Annotated in this window: 26 protein-coding genes; 22 read left to right on the forward strand and 4 right to left on the reverse strand. The window is 45.0% G+C overall.

Going from position 1 to position 25795, the window contains the following annotated elements:
* Positions 1 to 320: 320 nt before the first annotated feature.
* From B1A98_RS11140 to B1A98_RS11170, 7 genes are all read left to right on the forward strand, one after another.
* Positions 321 to 1670 (forward strand): APC family permease, encoded by a 1350-nt coding sequence (locus tag B1A98_RS11140; RefSeq protein WP_063385977.1) that lies wholly within the window; start codon positions 321 to 323, stop codon positions 1668 to 1670.
* Positions 1671 to 1974: 304 nt separating this feature from the next.
* Positions 1975 to 3273: a Glu/Leu/Phe/Val family dehydrogenase gene (locus B1A98_RS11145; protein ID WP_041100619.1), complete on the forward strand. Its 1299-nt coding sequence runs from the start codon at positions 1975 to 1977 to the stop codon at positions 3271 to 3273.
* 34 nt (positions 3274 to 3307) lie between these two features.
* Complete coding sequence (locus B1A98_RS11150) at positions 3308 to 3487, forward strand: hypothetical protein (RefSeq protein WP_063385978.1); 180 nt, start codon at positions 3308 to 3310, stop codon at positions 3485 to 3487.
* Positions 3488 to 3508: 21 nt separating this feature from the next.
* A complete protein-coding gene (locus B1A98_RS11155) occupies positions 3509 to 3757 on the forward strand; it encodes a biotin/lipoyl attachment domain-containing protein (RefSeq protein ID WP_041100621.1) in 249 nt (82 codons plus the stop codon).
* A gap of 105 nt (positions 3758 to 3862) precedes the next feature.
* Complete coding sequence (locus B1A98_RS11160; protein ID WP_063385979.1) at positions 3863 to 5992, forward strand: sigma 54-interacting transcriptional regulator; 2130 nt, start codon at positions 3863 to 3865, stop codon at positions 5990 to 5992.
* A gap of 258 nt (positions 5993 to 6250) precedes the next feature.
* Positions 6251 to 7756 carry an aldehyde dehydrogenase family protein gene (locus tag B1A98_RS11165; RefSeq protein WP_063385980.1) on the forward strand — a complete coding sequence of 502 codons (1506 nt, stop codon included), beginning with the start codon at positions 6251 to 6253 and terminating at the stop codon, positions 7754 to 7756.
* Positions 7757 to 7779: 23 nt separating this feature from the next.
* Positions 7780 to 9150 (forward strand): putrescine aminotransferase, encoded by a 1371-nt coding sequence (locus tag B1A98_RS11170; protein WP_063385981.1) that lies wholly within the window; start codon positions 7780 to 7782, stop codon positions 9148 to 9150.
* 51 nt (positions 9151 to 9201) lie between these two features.
* Here B1A98_RS11170 and B1A98_RS11175 read toward each other — a convergent pair whose 3' ends face one another.
* The 3 genes from B1A98_RS11175 to B1A98_RS11185 form a co-directional block, all read right to left on the reverse strand.
* Positions 9202 to 9516, reverse strand: coding sequence for a DMT family transporter (locus B1A98_RS11175; RefSeq protein ID WP_041100629.1), 315 nt, complete (start codon positions 9514 to 9516; stop codon positions 9202 to 9204).
* Positions 9513 to 9851: a DMT family transporter gene (locus tag B1A98_RS11180; RefSeq protein ID WP_041100631.1), complete on the reverse strand. Its 339-nt coding sequence runs from the start codon at positions 9849 to 9851 to the stop codon at positions 9513 to 9515. Before B1A98_RS11180 ends, B1A98_RS11175 begins: the two co-directional genes overlap by 4 nt.
* A gap of 82 nt (positions 9852 to 9933) precedes the next feature.
* A complete protein-coding gene (locus B1A98_RS11185; protein WP_063386023.1) occupies positions 9934 to 10512 on the reverse strand; it encodes a TetR/AcrR family transcriptional regulator in 579 nt (192 codons plus the stop codon).
* Positions 10513 to 10722: 210 nt separating this feature from the next.
* On the opposite strand from B1A98_RS11185, the gene B1A98_RS11190 reads away from it, so the two are divergent.
* From B1A98_RS11190 to B1A98_RS11245, 12 genes are all read left to right on the forward strand, one after another.
* Positions 10723 to 11265 (forward strand): helix-turn-helix domain-containing protein, encoded by a 543-nt coding sequence (locus tag B1A98_RS11190; RefSeq protein WP_063385982.1) that lies wholly within the window; start codon positions 10723 to 10725, stop codon positions 11263 to 11265.
* Between the two features lie 18 nt (positions 11266 to 11283).
* Positions 11284 to 12390: an ABC transporter ATP-binding protein gene (locus B1A98_RS11195; protein ID WP_063385983.1), complete on the forward strand. Its 1107-nt coding sequence runs from the start codon at positions 11284 to 11286 to the stop codon at positions 12388 to 12390.
* Positions 12380 to 13183 carry an ABC transporter permease gene (locus tag B1A98_RS11200; RefSeq protein WP_063385984.1) on the forward strand — a complete coding sequence of 268 codons (804 nt, stop codon included), beginning with the start codon at positions 12380 to 12382 and terminating at the stop codon, positions 13181 to 13183. The genes B1A98_RS11195 and B1A98_RS11200 overlap by 11 nt, the downstream gene beginning before the upstream one ends.
* 1 nt (position 13184) lies before the next feature.
* Positions 13185 to 13988 carry an ABC transporter permease gene (locus B1A98_RS11205; protein ID WP_041113895.1) on the forward strand — a complete coding sequence of 268 codons (804 nt, stop codon included), beginning with the start codon at positions 13185 to 13187 and terminating at the stop codon, positions 13986 to 13988.
* The gene (locus B1A98_RS11210) at positions 13985 to 15058 is read left to right on the forward strand and encodes an ABC transporter substrate-binding protein (RefSeq protein ID WP_063385985.1); all 1074 of its coding nucleotides are present in this window, start codon (positions 13985 to 13987) and stop codon (positions 15056 to 15058) included. The genes B1A98_RS11205 and B1A98_RS11210 overlap by 4 nt, the downstream gene beginning before the upstream one ends.
* Positions 15059 to 15334: 276 nt before the next feature.
* Positions 15335 to 15688, forward strand: a complete 354-nt coding sequence (locus tag B1A98_RS11215; RefSeq protein ID WP_063385986.1) for a lmo0954 family membrane protein — start codon at positions 15335 to 15337, stop codon at positions 15686 to 15688.
* A 16-nt stretch (positions 15689 to 15704) separates the two neighbouring features.
* Positions 15705 to 16355: a PspA/IM30 family protein gene (locus B1A98_RS11220; RefSeq protein WP_063385987.1), complete on the forward strand. Its 651-nt coding sequence runs from the start codon at positions 15705 to 15707 to the stop codon at positions 16353 to 16355.
* A gap of 100 nt (positions 16356 to 16455) precedes the next feature.
* Positions 16456 to 17199, forward strand: coding sequence for a cell wall-active antibiotics response protein LiaF (liaF, locus tag B1A98_RS11225; protein WP_063385988.1), 744 nt, complete (start codon positions 16456 to 16458; stop codon positions 17197 to 17199).
* Positions 17196 to 18275 (forward strand): sensor histidine kinase, encoded by a 1080-nt coding sequence (locus B1A98_RS11230; RefSeq protein WP_063385989.1) that lies wholly within the window; start codon positions 17196 to 17198, stop codon positions 18273 to 18275. The genes liaF and B1A98_RS11230 overlap by 4 nt, the downstream gene beginning before the upstream one ends.
* The gene (locus B1A98_RS11235; protein WP_041100649.1) at positions 18268 to 18900 is read left to right on the forward strand and encodes a response regulator transcription factor; all 633 of its coding nucleotides are present in this window, start codon (positions 18268 to 18270) and stop codon (positions 18898 to 18900) included. The genes B1A98_RS11230 and B1A98_RS11235 overlap by 8 nt, the downstream gene beginning before the upstream one ends.
* Positions 18901 to 19145: 245 nt before the next feature.
* A complete protein-coding gene (locus B1A98_RS11240) occupies positions 19146 to 20321 on the forward strand; it encodes an LL-diaminopimelate aminotransferase (protein ID WP_063385990.1) in 1176 nt (391 codons plus the stop codon).
* A 16-nt stretch (positions 20322 to 20337) separates the two neighbouring features.
* Positions 20338 to 21864: an aldehyde dehydrogenase family protein gene (locus tag B1A98_RS11245; RefSeq protein WP_063385991.1), complete on the forward strand. Its 1527-nt coding sequence runs from the start codon at positions 20338 to 20340 to the stop codon at positions 21862 to 21864.
* 84 nt (positions 21865 to 21948) lie between these two features.
* Here B1A98_RS11245 and B1A98_RS11250 read toward each other — a convergent pair whose 3' ends face one another.
* Positions 21949 to 23160, reverse strand: a complete 1212-nt coding sequence (locus B1A98_RS11250) for a CdaR family transcriptional regulator (RefSeq protein ID WP_063385992.1) — start codon at positions 23158 to 23160, stop codon at positions 21949 to 21951.
* Between the two features lie 143 nt (positions 23161 to 23303).
* Here B1A98_RS11250 and B1A98_RS11255 point away from each other — a divergent pair, with 143 nt between their 5' ends.
* The 3 genes from B1A98_RS11255 to B1A98_RS11265 all read left to right on the forward strand — a co-directional run bounded on the left by B1A98_RS11255 (position 23304) and on the right by B1A98_RS11265 (position 25767).
* Positions 23304 to 24971 (forward strand): thiamine pyrophosphate-dependent enzyme, encoded by a 1668-nt coding sequence (locus B1A98_RS11255; RefSeq protein ID WP_063385993.1) that lies wholly within the window; start codon positions 23304 to 23306, stop codon positions 24969 to 24971.
* 146 nt (positions 24972 to 25117) lie between these two features.
* On the forward strand, positions 25118 to 25423 hold the full coding sequence (locus B1A98_RS11260; RefSeq protein ID WP_063385994.1) for an antibiotic biosynthesis monooxygenase family protein: 306 nt from the start codon (positions 25118 to 25120) through the stop codon (positions 25421 to 25423).
* A complete protein-coding gene (locus tag B1A98_RS11265; RefSeq protein ID WP_063385995.1) occupies positions 25420 to 25767 on the forward strand; it encodes a globin family protein in 348 nt (115 codons plus the stop codon). The genes B1A98_RS11260 and B1A98_RS11265 overlap by 4 nt, the downstream gene beginning before the upstream one ends.
* Positions 25768 to 25795: the final 28 nt, after the last annotated feature.

A 25795-nucleotide genomic window follows, 5' to 3' on the forward strand; every position in this document is an offset into this window, starting at 1 on the left:
AGGAATATCCTGCATCTTCTTTTTTTGTTATTCGGAAAAAACATCGCTATGTAAAACGGAATGAATTATGCAATGGTGAATAAAAAACTTCTGGATCAAAAAGTAAAAAAAGTTTACCTTTACCTTTTATCGCTTTAATCTCCTAAATAATTTATTTTCCTGTTAATAGCAAACGGACAGTCAGCTCCGTCGGTAACCGCTTTCTTTGTTTTGGGAAAAAATATGAAAGTTTTTGCACTTTTTTGTATTTTTGGCACGGAACTTGTATGAATATTTTAATAATTAACATTTTAAGCGGTTACAAACAGGAGGAATGATATATGCAGGAAAACGTTCAATTGAAAAGATCTTTAGGTTTATGGGCGATTGTCATGCTGGGTGTCGGCTACATGACGCCAATGGTGGCATTTGATACATTTGGAATTGTATCGCACGAGACGGGAGGGCATGTACCTGCTTCTTATGTGATTGCGTTAGTTGGGATGTTATTTACAGCAGCCAGCTACGGGAAAATGGTAAGAGTTTATCCGGTAGCCGGCTCGGCCTATACGTACACACAAAAAACGATTAGCAAAAAACTTGGATTTTTCGTTGGATGGGCCTCGTTGCTTGATTATTTGTTCTTGCCAATGGTCAATGCGCTTTTGTCGAAAATTTATTTATCAGCACTATTTCCAGAAGTGCCCGGCTGGGTCTGGGTCGTCGGTTTTGTGGCGGTTGTGACCATTGCCAATTTGTTCAGTGTAAATCTGGCAGCTAATTTTAATAACTTTCTTGTATTCTTTCAGTTTCTGGTCATTATTGTGTTTGTTGTGCTTGTTGTTAAAGGACTTGGCAGCGGGGAAGGAGCCGGCACAGTCTTTTCGCTCGTTCCGTTTGCAGAAGAAGGGATGTCCATGGACGCACTGGTCGCAGGAGCCACCGTTTTATGCTTCTCCTTCCTTGGCTTTGATGCGGTGACGACTTTATCAGAAGAGACGCCTGATGCCGTCAAGACCATTCCAAGGGCCATTTTCTTAACGGCGCTTGTCGGGGGTGTCCTGTTCATTACGGTTTCTTACTTTACGCAAATGTATTTTCCGGATGTGTCCCGTTTTTCCGATCCTGAGGCAGCTTCTCCTGAAATCGCTTTATTTGTAGGCGGAAAGTTATTCCAGGCATTTTTCTTAGCGGGAACACTGACAGGTACACTTGCTTCAGGGCTTGCTTCTCACACGAGCGTTTCCCGGCTCCTGTACGTCATGGGACGGGATAACGTGATTCCTGCCAAGTTTTTTGGATATATCCATCCGAAATGGCGAACTCCGGCACTGAACGTGGTATTGGTTGGCTTCATTTCGCTGATTGCTATTTTCCTTGATTTAGAAACAGCTACTTCTTTAATTAATTTCGGGGCGCTCATTGCCTTTACGTTTGTTAACTTAGCAGTTATTTCTCACTATGTGATTAAAATGAAAAGGTATAAAAATATCAAGGATTTCATTAACTATTTAGTCTTCCCGCTTATTGGGGCCGGCATCGTCATGATCCTATGGGTGAATTTAAATATTCATTCACTGATTCTCGGAATCATCTGGTCAGCCATCGGAATCCTGTACTTAATGTATATTACAAACTGGTTCCGTTCACCTGTTCCGCAGATGCATATGGAAGAAGTGCACGAATTATAAACTGCAGATAGCAAAGCCGGAAGGGCTGGCGACAGGAGAGTCGCTGGCTCATCCGGCTTTTTTTATGGAGGAAACGTCAGCAACTGCAGGTTGAAAAGGAAGGAGATCAGCCATGTGAGACTATCCGGCTTATGCGAAAAATAATAGGCTATGCAATTAAGCATAACTATAGTGTAAGGAAAAGGAAATGGAAAGCGGCGGGAAGCCCGTCTGCCATGTGCAAAACAAATTTTTGAATTTTTTGAAGCTTTGGCACGAAAATTGCTTCTATATAAAGCAATAAACAAGAATGAGGTGTGATGAATTGAGTACCAATGTACAAGCAACAGAGACTGAGAAAACAACAGGACAACATCATAAGGATAATCCGCAAGAAGAATTTCAATCCATTTTAAAAGAAGCGGTAGAGATTCTTGGTTACTCTGATGAAGTATATGAATTCTTAAAAGAGCCGATGAGATTTTTAGAGGTCAATATTCCCGTCAAAATGGATAATGGTCAAACACAAGTCTTTAAAGGCTATCGTGCCCAGCATAATGATGCGAACGGTCCGACAAAAGGCGGCATTCGCTTTCATCCGGATGTCACAGCTGATGAAGTGAAAGCGCTCGCTGGCTGGATGAGCTTAAAGTGCGGCATTACCGGCATTCCTTATGGCGGAGCCAAAGGCGGCATTATTTGCGAACCGAGAAGCATGAGCATGAATGAACTGGAGCGTTTAAGCCGCGGCTATGTCCGGGCGGTCAGTCAGCTTGTCGGCCCAACGAAAGATATTCCGGCGCCGGATATGTATACGAATTCTCAAATTATGGCGTGGATGCTCGATGAGTATGATCATATCAGAGAATTTGATTCGCCGGGATTTATTACTGGAAAGCCGCTTGTTCTGGGGGGCTCTGAAGGGCGCGAAACGGCCACTTCTAAAGGTGTCTTATATACATTGCAGATGGTCAGCGAGTTAAAGAATATGCCTTTGGAAGGAATGAGAGTCATTGTGCAGGGGTTTGGCAACGTTGGCGGCTACCTTGCCTACTACTTGCATGAATTAGGAGTAAAAGTAGTCGGTATTTCAGATGCTCTCGGTGCGATTTATGATCCTGAAGGACTGGATATTCCTGACTTGCTTGGACGCCGCGACTCATTCGGAATTGTCACTGGCTTGTTTGAGAACGTCATTACAAATGAAGAGCTGATTGAGCAGGAATGTGATGTGCTGATTCCGGCAGCGGTTGGCGGAGTCATCACGACTGAAAATGCCGATCAATTGAAATGTAAGTTTATCGTTGAAGCTGCCAATGGACCAACAACGCGAGAAGCGATCCAAAAGCTGGATGAGCGCGGAATCTTAGTCGTCCCAGATATTCTTGCCAACTCCGGCGGCGTGATTGTTTCTTATTTTGAATGGTGCCAGAACAACCAAGGGTATTATTGGACGAAAGAACAAGTGGAGGAGCGGCTGCAAGAAAAAATTCATGCGAGCTTCTTAAACGTTCAGAATACCGCTGAGCAGTTTGGAATAAATATGAAAACAGCGGCTTACGTCGAAGGAATCCGCAAGATTGCTGAAGCTTCCGGATTGCGCGGCTGGATTAATCTTTCATAAATGAGCCAGCTATAAAACAAGTATAGGGGATGAGGTGGTTGGATCAGGGGAGTTCCGTTCAGGCAGGCAAGGCAAAATGATCGGGAAATCATTAGCAGAAGGCAGAACAAATGGGAAAAGACTGCCTGCGGAACACCAACTGATCGAATCCGGGGAGGGCAAAATAAACATACAGCAGCGGCTGAATGACGACACGGCCATTACTATAGCTTGAAAGAAAAGGAGATGAGTACCATTGTTTGAAGAATTGATTACAAGCCCATATAACGGAGTTGTTCAGCAAGTTCTCGTACAAGAAAGCATCAGAATTTATGAATGGGAGCCGCTGTTTTTAATTAGAGATGAGCACGGCGAATTGCTGCCAGTGAAAGTGGGCGTCAGCGGAGAAATCCAGTCGCTGGAAGTCCAAGAAGGAGACAAGGTCATTCCCGGCATGGTACTCGCCTATGTGAAAGAAGAACTGGTAGTAAGCGCTTGTGATTGATCAATAAGCAACGGAGGAAGATGGTGTTTCCATCTTCTTTTTCTATTATTCTGTAAAAAGTTTGTTAAAATAATAGAAAGGGGACAGCTGAGAGGGGGATCGAACATGTTTACGATTGATGAAAACAAATTGAATCCGCTTGTTTCCATTGCGGTGGAAGATCAAGAGGAGGACAACTTCATAGACATCAGTGCAATCAAAGAACCATTTATCTTTATGAGCGAGAAGGGCAAGCTTATTTCTTATGTTCATTTAAAGAGCAACCGTCTGGCTCATAAAGGAAAAGTGACCTTCCAAACGCTGTTGTCTCAGTCCATTCCGATTGAACAAGTCTATCACGTAAACAAAATTATTTCATTGCCTGTTATTTTTCAGGTAATTGGGGAGCCGTTAACCATCATTAATGATGAAACAGGTTCGCCCAGCGGTTATTTAAAGCGGGAAGAGCTGCTAGCCGAGCTGTTTAAACAAGAAGAGCACGGCGTCAATTTATTTAAAACACTTCTTACCTCTATTCCGATGGGGATGTTTGTAGTAGATCGGGAAAAGAAAATCATTAACTGCAATGATGCTGGTTTGAAAATGATCAAGTCAACGGCAGAAAAGGTGATGAATAAACCGGCTGAGTCTATTTTTGACAGGGAGCTTATCGAAAGCGTATTCGCGACCGGGAAAACCATTCTGAACCAAGTGCAGCTGACAGATGAGATGGGGGTTTTGCTTGATTATTGCCCGATTTCAACTCAAGATCAAAAAATTGAGGGCATGCTCATTGTTGTTCAGGATATTCCGACCATTGAAGACATGGCAATGGAAATTGAAGACATCAAAAATCTTAATACCGATTTAAACGCCATTTTATCCACTATTTATGATGAACTGCTCGTTGTTAACAGCAAAGGTGAACTGATTCGTTACAGTGAAAACGTCATTAGCGGATTTTGGGATACGGATTTAAAAGATATGATAGGAAAAAGTCTTCTTGAGTTAGAGAAGAAAGGGATGTTCAGTCCTTCTGTAACAAGGCTCGTGATGGAAAAGAAGAAAAAGGTATCTGTGGTGCAGGAGGCGAGAAGCGGAAGAAAGGTGCTGGCAGTCGGCAATCCTGTTTTTAATGATAAGGGAGAGATTGACCGCATTATTATCGCTTCCCGCGATATTACAGAAACATCGCGCTTAAAAGACGAATTAAAAGAAATGAAGAAGATTTCCGAGAAATATAAAAAAGAGCTCGATACATTCAAGAATCAGGATCGCACCTTGAAAAAGCTGATGTACCGCAGTCCGAAAATGGAGAAAATTATTCTCCAGGTGAAGAAAATTGCCGAATTTTCTTCCACTGTGTTGATTACCGGTGAATCGGGGGTCGGGAAAGAAGTCATCGCTCAGGCGATCCATCAGCTTGGCCGCCGTTCAGATAAACCGTTTCTGAAGTTAAACTGCGGCGCTATTCCGGAAAACCTGCTTGAAAGCGAGTTGTTCGGCTACAAGAAAGGCGCTTTCACGGGAGCAGATAAAGAAGGAAAAGACGGCTATTTTAAAATGGCTGACCAAGGGGTGCTTTTCCTTGATGAGATCGGTGAAATGCCGCTTCATTTGCAAGTGAAGCTGCTGCGTGTGCTGCAGGAGCAGGAGGTCATTCCGGTTGGCAGCACCATTGCTGAAAAAGTGGATGTGCAAATTATTGCGGCCACCAACAAAAAACTTGAACAAATGGTGGAGCAAGGCACCTTCCGCGAAGATTTGTTTTACCGGCTGAATGTTATCCCGCTTCATATCCCGCCTTTACGGGAGCGGATCGAGGACATTTCGGTGCTAGCTTTTCATTTTCTTCAGCAGCTCAACGAAAAGTACGATAAAAGCTTTTACTTAACACCTGATGCCATCAATGTGCTAGAGTTCTATTCTTGGCCGGGAAATGTGCGTGAGCTGCAAAACATCATCGAGCGGCTTGTGGTTTCTTCGGATGATCAGGCGATCGACGCCGAGTTTGTCAGCCAATTCCTGTCGCTTGGTTATGATTTCAAAAAGGCACGGCCAATCATTACTAGAGTCGTGCCGCTTCAGGAAGCTCTGGAAGATGTGGAGGAGCAGCTGATTGTTCTGGCAATGAAGCAGTATAAAACGACAACGAAAGCAGCTAAAGCACTCGGAGTCAGCCAATCATCTGTCAGCCGCAAGTATCAAAAGATTGTGAGCAGCAGAAAAACAGAAAACGAAGCGTCTCTTTATTAATAGAAACCGTTCAAAAGTGAGAGAATACTTGCTTTTGAACGGTTTTTTTGTATGGCGAGCATGAGTACTATGCGAAGATGGATGATTTATTCAATTAAACATACATTATTCAATTTTGCATAGAAAAGAACCGTTCCTCTGCGCTTATCATATAAAAAAAGCTTAATAGGACGGGTTTTTCAAAAATATTTAAAATATTTAAACTTGGCACGTTAATTGCATTATATAAAACAAACAAAGAATAGGAGGATGAAAAACATGTTAGAAACGCAAAACACGCAAGCAGTGAAAACTCTTGATTTGAAAATGTATATTAATGGGGAATGGACAAACTCCAGTGACAATAAAACACGTGAAGTAATCAATCCGGCTACTGGAGAGGTAATCGCTCAAGCAGCTGAAGGCACGGTGGCAGATGCAAGAGCGGCTATTGCTGCAGCCAAGGAAGCTTTTGAAAGCGGTGTCTGGTCAGATCTTCCGACAGTTGAGCGCGCTGCTTACTTATTGAAAATAGCGGATAAAATTGATGAAAAAGCGGAAGAGCTAGCTGCTTTAGAAACAATGAACAACGGCAAGCCGCTTCGTGAAGCCGGCTTCGACATGGGAGATGCGGCCGCTTGCTTCCGTTATTATGCAGGCATGATCACTCAGCCGGATGGCGAAACGTATCATGTAGCGGACCCAATGCAAGCAATGGTTGTCAGAGAACCAGTTGGCGTGTGCGGATTAATCGTTCCTTGGAACTTTCCAATGCTGATGAGTGTTTGGAAAATCGCTCCGGCATTAGCGGCAGGGAACACAATTGTTTTCAAACCTTCTGAAGTCACACCAGTTACACCTACAAAATTGATCGAAATCATGGAAGAAGCCGGCGTGCCAAAAGGCGTTGTGAATATGGTGCACGGTGCGGGCCCTGTTGTTGGGAACGAAATTGCTTCTCATAAAGATGTGGACATGGTGTCCTTTACCGGCGGTACAAAAACAGGTAAGCACATCATGAAAGCGGCAGCTGACAACATGAAAAAGATTTCTTTAGAGCTCGGCGGAAAATCACCAAACATTATTTTTGCGGATGCTGATTTTGAAGTGGCAGTTGATTACGCCTTGTTTGGCATTTACTGCGGATCAGGCCAGGTATGTTCAGCCGGATCAAGAATTCTCGTAGAAGAAAGCATTTATGATAAGTTCATTGAACGCTTCACAGAGCGTGCAAAACAAATTCAAGTAGGAAACGGTGCAGATCCGGAAACAGAAATGGGACCGCTTGTGAGCCAGCAGCACATGGAGAAAGTATTAAGCTATATTGAAAGCGGTAAACAAGAAGGGGCTCGCCTTCTGTTCGGCGGAGAGCGCTTAACAGAGAACGGCATGGACAAAGGATTCTTCGTTGCTCCAACAGCGTTTGCTGATACGACACAAGAGATGAAAATCGTTCAAGAAGAGATTTTCGGACCAGTTGTAGCAATTCAAAAATTCAAAGACGAAGCAGAAGCCATCCACCTTGCGAATGACACAGACTACGGATTAGCCGGTGCAGTATTTACTGTTGACGGAGCAAAAGCGCTTCGCGTCATCAAGAAATTGCGCGCAGGGATTACATGGATCAACTCTTATCATCCGACTTACAACGAAGCTCCATGGGGCGGCTATAAGCAAAGCGGCATCGGGCGCAGCTTAGGAACGTACGGACTGGATGAATTCCAAGAAATCAAACAAATCAACATCAACTTAGAAGTAGAACCAGTAGGCTGGTTTAAAAACTAATCAAATTGCAGGAGTGAAGATAAATGAGTACAAAAACAGAAGTGAAAAACAACGAGCAAGTAGAACAAGTAAATGAATATATTCAGCAGGTTCTTGCGTTAATCGAGAAGCAAGAAGTAACAGCAGAAGAAGCAGCATGGGTAACGAAAGAAACAGTAGATAACTTCCGTGATCACGTGAATCCGGGATTCCTTTCCTACCGCAAGACAGTAACAGAAGGCGGCCAGTTCGCAGCTGTTGAATGGTCTGACGGTGGTTCTTGCTTCACTGACATCAACGGCAAGAAATATATCGATTGTTTGGGCGGCTTCGGTATTTACAATGTCGGCCACCGTCATCCAAAAGTGGTGAAAGCCGTAACGGATCAGTTGAATCGCCAAGCGCTTCACAGCCAAGATTTGCTTGACCCGCTTCGTGCAATGCTTGCTAAAATTTTGGCAGACATTACACCAGGCGACCTGCAATATTCTTTCTTTACAAACAGCGGAACGGAAAGTGTGGAAGCGGCATTAAAGCTTGCAAAAATGTACAGCGACCGTTCAACCATTATTTCAACAACACGCTCTTTCCATGGAAAAAGCTTAGGCTCGCTTTCCGGTACAGCTAAAGGAATCTTCCGCAAGCCATTCCTTCCGCTGATTCCTGGATTCCGCCATGTGCCGTACGGCGACATTGATATGATGAGAAAAACATTCGAATCTTGCGCGCTTGTCGGCGAAGATGTAGGAGCAGTTATTTTAGAACCAATTCAAGGTGAGGGCGGTATCATCATCCCTCCTCAAGATTACTTAAAACAAGTAAGAGAATTGTGTGACGAGTACGATGTTGTCTTGATCTTTGATGAAGTGCAAACAGGAATGGGACGTACAGGAAAAATGTTCGCGGCGGAATTATACGAAGTGACACCTGACATTATCTGTCTTGCAAAGGCATTCGGCGGCGGTGTCATGCCAGCTGGAGCGGTAGTAGCGAACGAAAAAGTGTTCAAAAACTTGTTCGACAACCCATTCATGCACACAACAACATTCGGCGGCAACCCGCTTGCTTGCGCGGCAGCTATCGCAACAATCGGCGTGCTGATCGAAGAAAACCTTCCGGAAAGAGCAGCGGAAGTTGGCGAGTACTTCTTAAAAGGCTTGAAAGAAGCGGCTGCTGAGCATGGAGATAAAGTATTGGAAATCCGCGGTCAAGGGCTTATGATCGGTATTGAGTTCCACAAAGATGAAATTGGCTACGAAGTATCCAAAGGCATGTTTGATCATGGCATCCTTGTGGCTGGCACACTTGTTAACTCAAAAACAATCCGCATCGAGCCGCCATTGACAATCAGCTATGAAGAAGTAGATACAGTGATCAATACATTCAAAGAAGTATTGGCTAAAGTAGCAATATAATAAAGTTAAAAAAGAATCTCCGCCGTTTGCAAACGGCGGAGATTCTTTTAATTAAGAAGTAAATTTCAATCCGGCTACGCCAAGCATAATGAAGGCCAATGAAAGAAATTGAAATTTATTTAATTTTTCTTTAAACCAGACGATGCTGACGAGGGTAATGCCAATCGATCCGATACCGGTCCAAACCGCGTAGGCAATTCCGGCGGAAAGCTCAGTCATCGCTCGTGATAAGCAATAGAAGGAAAAAATAAAGCCAACTACCATGATGGCAATCGGTAATTTTCGCTTTGTGCCATTTACATATTTCATGGCAATTGTCGCAATGACTTCTTCAAAACCAGCTAATACTAAAAAGACCCAACTCATTGATATTCACCTCTATTTTCATCTTCCTGCGCCGATGTAGATAGTTTCATGCCGGCTACACCTGACAGCAGCAAGGCAACGAATAATAATTGCACAAGAGAGAAAGGCTCTCCTAAGTAGATTCCCATAAAGTATGTTCCTGCTGTTCCGATACCGACGAAAACGGTGTAAGCAGCGGCCAGCGGGAGCGTTTTATATGAACGGATGAGCAAAAGGAAGCTGACGGCAATCAGCACGGTGATCACTGTCCAATCCGCCAGAGAGTCGGCGTATTTTAAGCCTGTGGCCCATACGACTTCCAATGCACCTGCGATAAATACAATAAACCAATTCACTGTAAGCACCTCAATTAAATTTGTGAATGACTGTCATTCATTTTTTTATGAAAAGTGAAACGCCTAAGAAAGCGCCTCTGGATTACCTGGAAAGCGAACGCTGCAGAAAAGAAAAGGCAGATTGTTTATAAGCAGTTAAATCTTTTCCCTCTTCGGCAATATAAAAGCGTTCAGCCGCATTTTCAATTAAGTTAATAATGAGACGGGCTGTCCATTTCACATCAATATCTCCGATGATCGTTCCTTTGCTGATAGCTGACTGTAAAACCTCCTCTAGCCAGTCATAGTAGGGGGTATAGATCGTTTCCCATTTTTCCATTGAATGCACGATCGCCAGTCCTGAGTAGCACAAAATAATGACGTCCTTATAGGATTTCGTTAATTCAAAGGTTTCATCTATTAACGTTTGAATGATGTCCCAGAAATCACTTTTAAGTTTTGTCTCGCTTTTGATTTTCTCTAGCGTCAGGCTAAGCAAATCCTCCGCGATCGCAGGGATTAAATCTTTTTTTGAGGGAAAATACAAATAAAAGGTCCCCTGTGCAACCCCTGCCCGTTTGACAATATCAGTGATCGATGTTTGGTCCAATCCCTTTTCGGAAATGACCTCGATCGCTGCCTGAAGAATTTTGTTGTATTTCCCATCACTCTTTACCCGCATAATAAAATCCCCCGATAATAATGACTGAATATCATTCATTTTACAGTATTTTCTTCCTTCTGTCAAGTTCGCTAAAAAAGTGAAACTTCTTCTTGAGATTTCGGCGCTATACTTTATAATGAGAAACTGGGTGTAAACTTATAGTTTGATAAAAATAAACTTTGTTGATTAAAAGTTTACTAAAACTAAACAAAATCGAGGATTAAGAGGATGGAAATCGGCAAGAAAATCAGGAATTTAAGATTGAAAAAGGGGTTAACACAGGAAGAACTCGGAGAAAGAACTGATTTGAGCAAGGGATATATCTCGCAATTAGAGCGGGATTTAAGTTCTCCTTCGATAGAGACGTTTTTTCACTTATTAGAAGTGTTGGGCTGCTCCCCGAAGGATTTCTTTGATGAGGAGAAACGGGAACAAAAGGTTGTTTACAGGCAGGAAGACCATACCGGTTACATGGATGAAGAAAAAGGATATGAAATTCAATGGCTTGTGCCGGAGTCCAACGAGAAAGAGATGGAGCCGGTGAAGCTTATTCTCCAGCAAAACGGCGAATTTAAACAGTTCGAGCCCTCTTTGGCTGAAACATTTGGCTACGTTCTGAGCGGACGGATTAAAGTGCTGCTTGGCAATCAGGAATATGTAGCTAACGCCGGTGAAGCGATCTATTTTCACTCATCTGAAGCCCATCAAATTGTCAATTGCTTCGAAGGGTCATCTGAGCTTGTTTTGACTGTGACTAAGTCTTATTTATAAGAGAAAAGGGAGGGTACTATGACAAAGGAAGTCATTATTCGCTTCGATCATGTAACGAAGCGCTATGATAACGACGCAGTCGTATTAGATCATGTAAGTTTTGAAATTGAGCGGGGAAAATTTTATACGCTTCTCGGTCCTTCAGGCTGCGGAAAGACGACTATTCTCCGGCTGATTGCCGGTTTTACGGAAGCGTCAGAGGGCGACATTTATTTTAACGGCAAACGAATGAATAACGTGCCGGCGAACAAGCGGCAAGTAAACACGGTATTTCAAGATTACGCGCTCTTTCCTCACTTAAATGTATATGAGAACGTCGCTTTTGGCTTGCGGATTAAAAAAGTCAAAAACTCGGAGATTGACCGCCGGGTAAAAGAAGCGCTCCGCTTTGTCAATTTGAGCGGCTATGAGAACAGGGAAATTACTGAAATGTCCGGCGGGCAGCGCCAGCGGGTAGCCATTGCGCGCGCTATTGTGAATGAACCGGAAGTCATTCTCCTGGATGAGCCTTTATCCGCTTTAGATTTAAAGCTGCGGACGGAGATGCAATATGAGCTTCGCGATTTACAGAAGCGTCTCGGCATTACTTTTATCTTCGTTACCCATGACCAAGAAGAGGCGTTGGCCATGTCGGATGAAATCTTTGTGCTGAATCAAGGAAAGATCCAGCAGAGCGGCACGCCGACAGATATTTATGATGAGCCGATTAACCGCTTCGTAGCCGACTTTATCGGGGAATCCAATATTGTGCCCGGGAAGATGATCAGAGATTTTGAAGTGGAATTTGCCGGGAAGGTATTTGAATGTGTAGACCAGGGGCTGAACCAGAATGAATCTGTAGACATTGTGATCCGTCCGGAGGATTTGGAGATTACTTCATGGAACGAAGGCAAGATTCAAGTAAAGGTGGATTCCCAGCTGTTCCGCGGTGTCCATTATGAAATAATCTGTTATGACGAAGCGCAGAATGAGTGGCTTGTCCACTCCACTAAGAAGGCGACAGTAGGCGAGAAAATCGGTTTGAACTTTGAACCGGAAGCCATTCATGTTATGCGCCTCGGCGAAACAGAAGAAGAATTCGACAAGCGGCTAGAGTCCTATCAAGAGGCCGGCTATGAACAATAAAGCGCGCTGGTTTTATCTTCTGCCGTACGTCCTGTGGATCGGCTTGTTCGTCGTTACGCCTATTTTGCTTGTTGTTTATTATTCGTTCTTTGATTTGCATGGAAACTTTACTCTCGCCAACTATGAAAAACTGTTTACCTTTGTATATATGAAGATGATTGCCAGTTCTTTCTGGTACGCCTTTTTAATTACCGCTTTCTGCTTAATCATTGCTTATCCGGCAGCTTACTTTATTACGAAAACAAAATACAAGCAACTGCTTCTGCTGCTTGTTATTTTGCCGTCATGGATTAACTTGCTGCTGAAAGCTTATGCTTTTCTGGGCATTTTCAGCACGGATGGCGCGGCGAATAATTTTCTTGAAGCGGTCGGCATCGGCGCGCAGCAAATTCTGTTTACCGACTTCAGCTTTGTATTTGTGTCTGTTTACATTTTTATTCCATTTATGCTGCTGCCGATTTTTAACGCGCTTGATAAGCTGAATCCTGCTTTAATCGATGCTTCCCGCGACTTGGGGGCTTCCGCATGGACAACATTCCGCAAGGTTGTTTTTCCGCTTACGCTGAGCGGGGTCAAGTCGGGGGTGCAAGCGGTATTTATTCCGGCATTATCGCTGTTTATGATTACCCGCTTGATTGCCGGCAACCGGGTTATTACTCTGGGAACAGCCATCGAGCAGCATTTCCTCGTTACCCAGGATTGGGGGATGGGATCAGCGATTGCGGTGTTTTTAATTATCACGATGGTCGTTATTATGATTGTGACCGGCACGAGAAAGCGGGGGGTTCAATAAAATGAAAAAGAAGTCTGTTTGGCCAAGAGTTTATTTGGCTTTTATCTTCATCGTTTTATATGCGCCCATCTTTTATTTAATGTTTTATTCATTTAACAGCGGCGGCACGATGAACAATTTTGAAGGATTTACGCTGGAGTGGTATAAGGAGCTTTTTGGTGACAAGCGGCTTTTGATTATTGTGCTCAATACAATTATTATTGCCTTGCTATCCTCGGCAATTTCCACAATTATCGGCGTGCTTGGCGCGCTGGCTATTGTGTATATGAGAAAAAAGACAGCGAAGCAGGCGCTTTTGTCGTTTAACAATGTCTTGATTGTTAGTCCCGATGTCATTATCGGCGCTTCCTTTTTAATTTTGTTTACGATGGCAGGAATTAAGCTGGGCTTTACGTCCGTGCTGTTATCGCACATTGCTTTTTCGATTCCGATTGTGGTCATCATGGTGCTTCCTAAATTGCAAGAGATGAGCAGCTCTTTGATTGATGCCGCCCGTGATTTAGGGGCAGGCCACTGGGATGTGCTCTCGAAAGTTGTTCTGCCGTATATCTCGCCAGGGGTGTTTGCCGGCTTCTTTATGGCGCTCACTTACTCGCTTGATGATTTCGCGGTTACCTTCTTTGTAACGGGCAACGGCTTTAGTACATTATCAGTGGAAATTTACTCACTGGCCCGCCGCGGCATCTCCTTAAATATTAACGCGCTGTCCACGCTGTTATTCCTGTTTACAATCATTCTTGTGGCCGGGTATTACTTTATTATGCAGCGAAACAGCCGGTCAGCTGGAGCGGGGGTGCAGAAATGAACAAATTAATCCGTGCATTTGCAGCCATCTTCGCCATTGCTTTTTTGCTGATGTATGCCGTGTCTGTTCTTAATGGACCCGAACAAAAAGCAGGCGGCAATGTATTGACCATCTATAACTGGGGAGATTACATTGACCCTGAGCTCATTCACCGGTTCGAAAAAGAAACGGGTGTCAAGGTTATATATGAAACCTTTGATTCCAATGAAGCGATGATGACAAAGATTGAGCAAGGCGGCACTGCTTACGATATTGCGGTGCCTTCCGAGTATGCCATTGACAAAATGAAAAAGGCAAACCAGCTGCTGCCGCTTGATCACTCTCAGCTGCCAAATTTAAAATATATCGATCAACGGTTCATGGATTTGCCTTTTGATCATGACAACCAATATTCCATTCCTTATTTCTGGGGAACGGTTGGCATTATTTACAACAAAGATTTAATGAAGGGCAAAGAAATTAAAGCATGGAACGATTTATGGAGCCCGGAGCTGCGCAACAATATTTTGCTGGTGGACGGTGCCCGCGAAGTCATGGGAATGGGACTGAACTCGCTCCACTATTCATTGAATGATACAAACAAACAGCACCTAATTGAAGCAAAGGAAAAGCTGGATCAATTGACTCCTAATATTAAAGCGATCATCGGTGATGAAATCCGTCTGCTGATGGAGAATGATGAAGCGGCTATTGGTGTTGTCTGGTCAGGAACTGCTTCAGAAATTATGTGGGAAAAGGATAATCTGGAATATGTCGTGCCGGAAGAGGGATCGAATCTTTGGTTTGATAACATGGTTATTCCGAAAACAGCCAAGAATATAAAAGCCGCCCACCAATTTATCAACTTTATGCTGGATCCGAAAGTAGCCGCGCAAAATGCGGAGTATGTCGGCTATTCGACGCCCAATCAAAAAGCTCTCGAATACATGCCGAAAGACGTGGTGAATGACCAGCGCTTCTATCCAAGTCCGGAACAAACAGAGCACTTGGAAGTATATGAAAACTTAGGGGCGGACATGCTGGCCTACTATAACGAACTGTATCTTGAATTTAAAATGCACAAGAAATGAGCCAGAGCATCCGAAGTCTCACTTCGGATGCTTCAGCTTCTAAACAAAATAGAAATCAGCCTCTTTGTAAGAAAGAAGAAGGAGCCGCCCCAACAAGTCATGTTTCATGATCGGTTGGGGCGGCTCCTTTTTATTTGCTCTTTAGGAACGCTATTTTCTTTGGGGCTTTTACAGTCTCGGTCTTAAGGAGGAGGGAAAGTTCAATCCAGGGCTCGTTATAGAAAAGGGCAGTACGAGGTAAGATGAAATCAAGATATCGAAGGGAGGAAAAAATAAATGAAAAAGGTGATGCTGTTTTGTATCGGAGGTCTTGCAGCGATCATAGCGATTGCAAGTGTCGGTCCGATACTGGGCCTTGTGCTATGTGCCGCTATTATGTATGTGGCGTGGAAGCAATACAAACAAGCTGCTTCAAAGGGTCTCAAGTTCTTTTGGGGAGCAACCGGAGTGATCGCGTTCTTCGTGGCAGTCGGCAATGTGCCTGCTTTGCTTGGTGTAGCTGCTTTAGCCGTTCTGTATGTTGTATATAAAAAGTGGCAGGAAGAAGAGGAAGACTTTGTTGACGTTGCCAAGGAAAAAGACCCATTCGTTAATTTTGAAAAGCAATGGAATCAATTGAAAAACAATTAAGCGAGGAGAGATCAAGATGACAAGCATTTTTACAAAAATGAAACGAACCATCGAAGCGGAGCTATTTGATTTTGTAGAACAGAAGGAACAAAAGAATCCAATCGCCATGCTTAACCAGTATTTGCGCGAGGCGCAGAGAGAAACGGAAAAAACAATGAAGCTGCTTGAACGGCAGCAGCTGTTGAAAAACGAATTTGAACGGGAGCGCCGTGAGGCCCTCCGTATGCAGGATAAGCGTTTGAAGCAAGCGGCACTGGCTGCGGAAGCAGGAGAAGAGAGCCTTGAGGAATTTGCCAGAAAAGAAGCAGACGTCTATAAAGAACGGGCGGATCGGCTGCAGCAGTCAGAGCTCATTGTGAGTGAACAAATTATCAAGCTCGAAGAAAAAACAGAAGAAATGAAGCACAAACTGAAAGACATGAACGTTCGGCGCCTGGAATTAATGGGCCGGGAAAACGCTGCAAGGGCTCATCATAGCATGAACAAGGTATTGAATGAAGAATCGGGAGACCATTATCCATTCGGACGATTTGAAGAACTGGAGCAATACATCGATAACCTCGAAGGAAAGGTAAATAGAAAGTATGAAATGTCACTGATGGATGCCCGCCTTGCAGAATTGGAACGTCAGTCTTATAAGAAAGAAAAGCACACACAGTCTATGTAAAACGTGCTATGATTAACAATTGAAGAGAGTGAAACAAACCCGTAACAGCGGGTTTGTTTCACATTCCAGCGTTGCTGGGCCGGGGAAGGAGGAAAAAAGAATGTCACCATTTAAAAGAACCGATATGCTGACGATGTTTTTGCTTGCCGCTTTCATTATTATTTTAATTGAAGCGACATTTTTTCATAGTGATTTTGTGTTTTCCCTCTTCTTCGGGATAGCAATGATTTACTTTGGCAGAAAGTGGAACTCAAGTTGGTTTGGCAAGCTGCTGTTCTGGTTTGGCGTCTTTTTGTCAATTATCATGGTGCTTAGTATGAGCAGCTTGCGCATGCTTGTTCTGGCTGGGGTGATTTATATATTTTACCGGTTTTTTCAGTCCAAAAAAGAACCGATACGTTTTTCCTTATCAACAGATGGGGTCAAGTCGATGCCAATGGAAGCCGGTGAATCAATTAAGCACTCTTTCTTGAAAAATAAGCTGTTCTCCGTTCAATCTACTCCGGAGCATTCGTATGAATGGAAGGATATCCACATTCAGGGGGCTATCGGGGATATAACGGTTGATGTAAGCAATACAGTATTGCCGAAGGGTACGGCCATTATTTCTGTTAGGCAAATAATTGGAAAAGTGAAAGTGGATATCCCTTATGAAGTGCCTGTGCGCATTCGCTTTGCAACAGTAGTTGGGAATGCCCATTTGTTTCAGCGTTTTCCAATTCCTTTGTGGAATGACACGTTGTATTTTGAAGATGAACATCATAGCGAGCAGGAAGGAGCAGAAACAACTGTCGTGCTTCTCATCTCCACTATGATCGGCGATGTGGAGGTGAATCGAGTATGAATATCTTCGCCAAGCAAATCCGGCAGGTGTTTTTAGCTGTTCTTTTTGTAACAGTTGTATTGATCTTTGCGTTTGAAATGAGTTTTCTGCACTCGACGTGGCGGATTTACTGGGAAGAGAAGGTATTTGATCTTCCGCTTGCTGTGTTTATAGCGGCAGCTGCGGTCGGTACGGCTTTCCTGTTCGGTGCATTGTATGGCTGGGGTCAATGGACGTCAGTTAAAACACTTGATCAGCGGCTGGACGCGCTTATTTCTGGAAAAGAGCAAGAGGAGAATCACCCGGTATGCGCGGAATTTTCGATTATTGAACAGAAGTTCCAGCAGCTTGAACGTGTCGTTGCTGAGCAGAAGCAGGCGGCCCGCCGGCTGGCGAGGGAAAGAGCTGAAAGCCAAGAAACGCTTATTCAAGAAATGGTGTCACAGGAGAGGCAGCGCCTTGCCCGGGAACTGCATGATTCCGTATCGCAGCAGCTGTTTGCGGCTTCCATGATGATGTCGGCGATCAATGAAAACCGCGAGCCGGCATCTGCCATCGAAACGAAGCAGCTGGCTATGGTTGAAGAGATGATTCAGCAATCTCAGTTGGAAATGAGGGCGCTTCTTTTGCACTTGCGTCCTGTCGCGCTGAATGGAAAGTCGTTAAAAGAGGGAATTGATGATCTGCTTTTGGAATTAAGGCAAAAGGTTCCATTGGCCATCCACTGGACGACAGAAGAAATTCAAATGGATAAAGCGATGGAAGACCACTTGTTCCGGATTGTGCAGGAGTCCGTCTCGAATACGCTGCGCCATGCCAAAGCGAGCCGGCTGGATGTATTGAATGTTTGGCGGAATGGCTTTGTGATCTTGCGGATCAGCGATGATGGAGTTGGATTTGATCAGGAACAGACGAAGCTGGGGTCTTACGGTTTGCAAAATATGCATGAGCGTGCAATTGAAATTGGCGGAACATTAAAAATCGTTTCGTTGCCTGCCAAAGGGACGAAGCTGGAAGTAAAAGTTCCGCTTGCAAAGCAGCACCGCGATCAGACACAAATAGAAAAAACAGAAGAAAAGGTGGAAACAAATGATTAGAGTTCTTCTCGTAGATGATCATGAAATGGTGCGTATTGGCGTATCCGCCTATTTAATGGCCCAGCCGGATATTCAAGTAGAGGCTGAAGCAGAGGATGGAGAAAAAGCCGTATCTGCCGCTCTTGAATTAAAGCCGGATGTTATTTTAATGGATCTTGTCATGCCAAAAATGGACGGAATTGAAGCGACAAAACGCATTATAGAAAAATGGCCTGAAGCCAAAATCGTGATTGTAACGAGCTTTCTGGATGACGAAAAAGTGTATCCGGCGCTTGAAGCAGGAGCCATTAGTTATATTTTGAAAACCTCAAAGGCCAGTGCCATTGCTGAAGCTATCCGCAAAACGTATGAAGGCGAACCGGTGCTCGAACCGGAAGTAACGGGAAAAATGATGAAGCGCATGCGGCAAGGGCAAAAGGCGGCCCTTCATGAAGAGCTGACCGAGAGGGAGAAAGAGGTGCTTCTGCTGATTGCCCAAGGCAAGGCGAACCAGGAAATTGCCGATGAGCTATATATTTCGTTGAAAACAGTCAAAACACATGTCAGCAATATCTTATCCAAGCTCGAAGTGAACGACCGGACACAAGCGGTCATCTACGCTTTCCAAAACCATCTTGTCCGATAGATTGAGATCCAGCAGGCGCCGCTTTTTGCGGCGCTTTTTTTATATAGGGTTCTCCGGCATTTTTGATGGCCAAGAAAGCGGATGAGCAGAATCCTTTGTGAAAAATGCATGGATTTTCCCGTTAATTCTTTGGGCATTTTTGTACAAAAAGACCATAGTCTATAAATGTAAAAGAAGTTAAAGTAAGAGTATGAAAACGCTTGCTGATTTTTCTCATAAATGTAAAGAGGTGGTGGTGACTATTCATGCGCTATCAATCACAAAGAATAGCTCAAATTCCGCCGTATATGTTTGCGGAGTTCAACAAAAAGAAACGAATGATGCAAGAGGCGGGAATAGATGTGATTGATTTAGGAATAGGCGACCCTGATCTGCCGACACCGCAGCACATCATCGATAAGCTGGTAGAGGAAACGGCAGATCCGCAAAACCTGAAGTATCCGAGCTTCATTGGCTGCACGGACTTTAGAAAGGCGGTCGCCGCTTTTTACCAACGCCAGTTTCATGTGGAGTTAGATCCGGAAACAGAAGTGCTGGCCTTGATCGGTTCAAAAGAGGGGCTTGCCCACCTAGTGCCGACGGTCATTGACCCGGGAGAAACCGTATTGGCTCCAGACCCCGGTTATCCTCCTTACCGAATGGCCATCTCTCTTGCAGGCGGGCAATTATATCCAATGCCGCTGCTTGAGAAAAATAATTTTGAGCCTGAGTTTCAGAATATTCCTGAAAATACAGCGGCTAAGGCAAAGCTGATGTTTTTGAATTATCCGGGCAACCCGACAGCTGCGACGGTAGATGTTGATTTTTTCCGCAAAGCGGTGTCATTCGCCAAACAGCATAAGATCGTTATTGCCCACGACGCGGCTTACAACATGGTTACCTTCGACGGTTACCAGGCACCAAGCATTTTGCAGGCGGAAGGGGCAAAAGAGGTGGCTGTTGAGTTTGGCTCCTTATCGAAAACATACAGCATGACTGGCTGGCGGATCGGCTACGCCGTCGGGAATAAAGAGGTCCTTCGGGCGTTGTCTACTTATAAGAGCAATACGGATACCGGCCAATTTACTCCGATTCAAAAAGCCGCTGCCCATGCCCTGACAGCGAGCCAGGAGTCCATAAAGACCAGCAACGAAATTTATGCAGAGCGAATGAAGGCAATGACGGAGGCGTTAAAAACCATCGGCGTGAAAACCGGCCGGACGCGCGGAACTTTCTTTATCTGGGCACCGGTGCCCGATGGATATACATCCGCTGAATTTGCCGACCGGGTACTGGAAAAGACAGGAGTCATTATTACACCCGGCCATGCCTTTGGCGCGGCGGGTGAAGGGTATTTCCGGCTTTCGCTGTCCGTGCCGACCGCCCGGCTGACTGAAGCCATTAACCGCATGAAAAAAGAACTCACTATTATGACCAATTAAGAGGAGTGATCGCGCTATGAATAATCAAACCGTACAAGACACTGTTCAAAAAAATAAAGCAGTAAAAAAATACTTAAACTTTATTAACGGGGAATGGGTAGAATCTGAATCAGGAAGATATACGCGGAATACAAATCCGGTCAACGGAGAAGTATTGGGGGAAGTAGTGGCTTCGACAAAAGCAGATGTGGATAAGGCGGTTCAAGCGGCAAAAGAAGCGCAAAAGAAATGGCGCAACGTTCCGGCGCCTGAACGGGCGGATTTCTTGTACAAGGTCGCGTATCTGTTGAAAGAGCGCAAGGAGGAATTAGCTCAAACGCTAACGCTGGAAATGGGGAAAGTGATCTCGGAAGCGCGGGGGGAAGTGCAAGAGGCGATCGATATGGCGTTCTATATGGCTGGGGAAGGGCGACGTATGTTTGGCGACACGGTGCCTTCCGAGCTTCGCAATAAATTTGCGATGAGCGTCCGTGTGCCAGTTGGCATTGCTGGATTGATTACGCCTTGGAATTTTCCGATCGCCATCGCTTCCTGGAAATCGCTTCCGGCGCTTGTGACAGGCAATGCTGTCGTTTGGAAGCCGGCTTCTGAAACCCCGTTTTTAGCTGGAGAATTCGTCAAAATTTATGAAGAGGCCGGCTTGCCGAAAGGCCTTGTCAACCTTGTATATGGCTCAGGAGGGGAGGTCGGCAACGCGATTGTCGAGCACCCGGAGATCGATATTGTTTCCTTCACCGGTTCCAACGAAGTCGGCAAACAAATTAACGGCCGCGCCGGCGAGCTGTTAAAACGCACATCGCTGGAAATGGGCGGAAAAAATGCGGTCACTGTGCTGGAGGATGCGGACATCGATTTGGCTGTGGACGGAATTATCTGGAGCGCATTTGGCACGAGCGGACAAAGGTGTACAGCGTGCAGCCGGATCATCGTGCATGAAGCTGTGAAAGAAGAGCTTGAACAAAAGCTGCTGAAGCGGATGGAGACGCTAAAGGTAGGCGACGGCTTGGATGAATCGGTAGATGTGGGGCCTGTTATCAACCGTTCCTCCCTAGAGAGAATTCATAGCTATGTGAAAATCGGCAAAGATGAAGGAGCTAAATTATTAAAAGGCGGAGAAATCCTGACTGACAACGGTTTAGACAAAGGGAATTTCTATGCGCCAACCTTGTTTACAGATGTAAAATCTGACATGAGAATCGCTCAAGAGGAAATCTTCGGGCCGGTTGCTTCCATTATTCCTGTTCAAAGTCTTGAAGAAGCGATTGAAGTGAACAACAGCGTAGAGTTTGGCTTATCAAGCTCCATTTTTACCGGTGATGTCAACCGGGCGTTCCAAGCTATGCGGGACTTAGACACCGGAATTGTTTATATTAATGCAGGGACAACAGGTGCTGAAATCCATCTGCCATTTGGAGGAACGAAGGGAACTGGAAACGGCCACCGTGATTCCGGGGTCGCTTCACTAGATGTATATACTGAATGGAAGTCCGTGTATGTTGATTACAGCGGCAAAATTCAGCGGGCGCAAATTGACAACTATTGATTCCTTTCGCTGAATAGAAAAACAAGCAGGAGTGCTCGCAGTAGGCTGCGAAGGCATTTCTGCTTGTTTTTTCAAAAAAAGCCCTTATTTTGAGCGGGGGATCCCCTCTTTCTTTTCTTCATAGCAGCGGATCGCCATGTAAAGCAGCAGGCAATCTTGGAAGCTTCCCGTGTCGAGACCGGTCGCTTCATTGATCTTCTCCAGTCTGTAAATAATCGTGTTCCGGTGAATGAACATATTGCGGGCGGCTTCGCTTAAATTTAAGTTATGCGTGCAATAGCTGAGAAAAGTCGCGGCGAGCACCTCATAGCTGTCTAAATGAGTGAGCGGCTGAATAATATTGATCAGCTTTCTTTGAAGCTCAGGGGTCATTTCTTTCGGCAGCAGCTGAAAAGCAGCCTGCTTTTCGTCATAAATAAACACCCCTGGCCCGTTAGCTGTTCCCTTGCCCAGAGACATGGCTTTTTCGGCGTTACGGAAGGATTCGGCGATGCCGCTTATTCCTTTTTGCACATCACCGATGGCAAGAGAGGCAGATAGGTGGTACTTCGCCTGCAAAAAGCTGTTCAGCTTATGAAGCTGCTGTTCCAGGGAAGAAACGAGAGCTGCATAAGCTTGCTCTGTGGCGGCTGGTTTTACAATCATCAATTGTTCAATATTAATAAAGGAAAGGATGTCTTCTTTAGAGTCGCGGAAAATCAAATGGAGGTAGTCTAACAAATCCCTTTGAAAATAGGGCAGTGAGTGGGAATCATTGGATTCACTCGAGCCTGTCCGGATCGGCAAAGGGCGGTGAATATCTATTAAGATGCAGGCCCGGCAAATTTCCTGGTCGTACCCAAGGGTTTTAGCATACTGAATAATCCGTTCATCTTGTTCATCTGTATCATAGTGAATAATCTGCTGGATAAACACCTCAACCATCTTGGTTTCCAGTTCTTTCATTTCTTTATGAAAGGCATCCTGGCACATCATTTCCACTTGATTTTTCACGAGGTGAACGTACTTTTCGACCTCCTCCGGCTGTCCGATAATGCCAAGAACACCGATGGCTTTGTTGTTAATCATAATTGGGACAGAGCTGCCCGGCAGCACCTGGCCGAACTGTTCGCCGCGGCAGTGAATCAGGCCTTTTTTTCGAATAACATCCAACGAAGGACGATGGAAGAGGCCAAGTCTTTCTTTGTCGGTTGAGCCAATAATATATCCTTCATTATCGGTGATGCTGATTGGATAGCCTAACACAGCGCTTGTTTTTTCGGCGATGTCCTGAGCGATATGCTCTAAAATTTTCACTGACAGCACCCCTTGTTTGACAAAAATGTCCAGTTTGAAAGAGAGAAGGTTGACCAGAGTATACCATATTTTAAAATTCAATAGACAAACAATTTGGAATTTTATTGATTACTTTATTTGAACAAGAAAGCGGGGCGTTGAACATGGCTAAATTATCCGGCGGACAGGCAATTGTGAAAGTAATGGAAAGGGAAGGAGTGAAAAAAGCTTTTTGCGTGCCGGGGGAAAGCTATCTTGGAGTGATTGATGCCCTTTATGAACATCCGGACATTCAGCTGGTCGCAACCCGCCACGAAGGGGGAGCCGCTTTTATGGCAGAGGCATATGCGAAAGCGTCCGGCAGCACGGGAGTTTGCATGGCTACCCGAGGGCCTGGGGCTGCCAATCTTTCCATCGGTCTGCATACAGCGATGCAGGATTCTACCCCGCTTGTTGCTCTGATCGGGCAGGTAGAGAGGCCGTTTAAAGGCAGAGAAGCTTTTCAGGAAGTGGAGTTTACGGCTTTCTTTAGCCACTTATGCAAATGGACAGTAGAAATTGAGTCGGCGGACAGGATTCCTGAGCTCCTTCATCGGGCGTTTTACATGGCAAGATCGGGGCGGCCGGGACCTGTCGTTGTCTCCCTGCCCCACGACATGCTGGAAGAGACAGCAGAATATATCGAACGACATATTCAAGCGGAACAGGTGCCTGAGCCTTCTGAAGACGCTGTCCGGGAAGCATTGGAAAGAATTAGGGCAGCTGAGAGGCCAGTTGTGATTGCCGGCGGGGGAGTGACACGGACGAAATCAGCCGATTTGCTTGCCCGCTTGGCTGAAAAGCTGAACGTGCCTGTTGTTACGGCTTTTCGCAGGTTCGACGCTTTTCCTAACAGCCATTCGCATTATGCCGGGTGGCTCGGCTTTGGCTCGGAGCAAGGGCTGCTGGACTATATTAAAGATGCCGATCTCGTCGTGGCGCTTGGTACCCGCTTTTCACAAGTCACTGCCCAAGACTACACGCTCCTTGGAGAACAAACGGAGCTGATTCAAGTAGATGTTTGTCCGGATAGTATCGGTAAAGTGTATGCTCCTGTATTAGGCATCACAGCCGATGTCAAACGGTTTCTAGAAAAAGCGCTTGATATGGCTGTCCCTGCGGAAGAACAGGAGAAACAGCAGGCTCTTCAAAGGCTGCACGCCGCTTATCTTGCCTTCTCATCACCCCCAAAAGATTATGAGGAGCAGCATGTCGATATGGATGGCTTATTGCATGACATGGTAAAGTCATTCCCGCCAGATGCAATTTTAACAAGCGATGCCGGTAATTTCTTTGGCTGGCTGTCCCGCTATTACCGTTTTGACCGCCAGGGTACTTATATTGGCCCGACATCCGGTGCGATGGGATATGGGCTGCCGGCAGCAATCGGCGCGAAGATGGCCTGCCCGGATAAAATGGTTGTGTCTTTTTCGGGAGATGGAGGGTTTATGATGACGATGCAGGAGCTGGAAACGGCTGCCCGCCTTCAAGTCCCTGTCATCGCCATCGTTGTAAATAACAATATGTACGGAACCATTCGGGCTCATCAAGAAAAGCATTTTCCGGGCCGGGTAGTGGCTACGGAGCTATCCAATGCGAATTTTGCCGAGCTTGCCAAGCTGTTCGGCTGTTATGGAGAGCAAGTCAGGAAGAATGCGGACTTTTTGCCGGCATTGGAAAAAGCGAAGGCGAGCGGGCGGCCGGCTGTTATTGAAGTGTTGACCAATCCCGAGATTTTGTCTGCGAGCCAATTAAAGACGGTTCAACCGAATGCGGAAAGGGTAAACAAATGAAACCGGGAGAAACCAATATGGATGGGCGGTACTCGAAAGGGGTATCGCCCTTTTTGATTTCAAAAAAAAAACAAACAATATAATAGATTAGCAGGAAGTGGAAATGATAGAGTAGTACATATACTGTAGAAGAAGGGGGTTTTAACGTGTACGTTGTTCACTCCACATTTTCTGTACAGGATCATCAGGCAGAAGAGGTTATTTCCATCTATAAAAATCGTTCGCGATTTGTCGATAAAGCGGCTGGCTTTCAGCATTTTCTCTTGCTCCAAAATGATAAAAAACCGGGAGAACTGACCGTGCAATTAGCTTTCCAATCCAAAGCTTTGTATTTATCGTGGGTGCGGAGCGAAGAGTTTAAGAAAATTCATGAGCTGGAAAAAAACTATCCGGATCAGGAGCTGGCCGCTGTTATTCCGACAGTCCGCCAATTTAAGGTGGTGGCTACATGAAGCAAAGCTGGAAAACAGTCTTAGCAGAGAAAGCAACGGATGAAATATATAAGCGTGAGCCTGCTCTTCTTGTCCGCTTCGGAGAAGAAGGAAAAGCTAAATGTCTGGAAGATAATCATCATCATATGAAGCAGCTGGAAACGGCTTTGCTTTTGAATAACCAGCAGTTTTTTGTTGATTATGCGCTCTGGCTCAACGGCATTTTAACGAAGCACGGCATGAGTACGAGGCATTTGATTGATAACTTTGTCATTATTCAGCAGCTGTTAATGGAAAGCGGCGAACAGGAAAATGAGAAAGGGTGGTCTTATTTACAGGAAGCCATATTAGCCTTGCAGCAGTGAAGCTATTAAACAGGCAAATGAGGTGAAG

It is taken from the genome of Pseudobacillus badius (assembly GCF_002189605.1).
Lineage (GTDB): Bacteria > Bacillota > Bacilli > Bacillales > Domibacillaceae > Pseudobacillus > Pseudobacillus badius.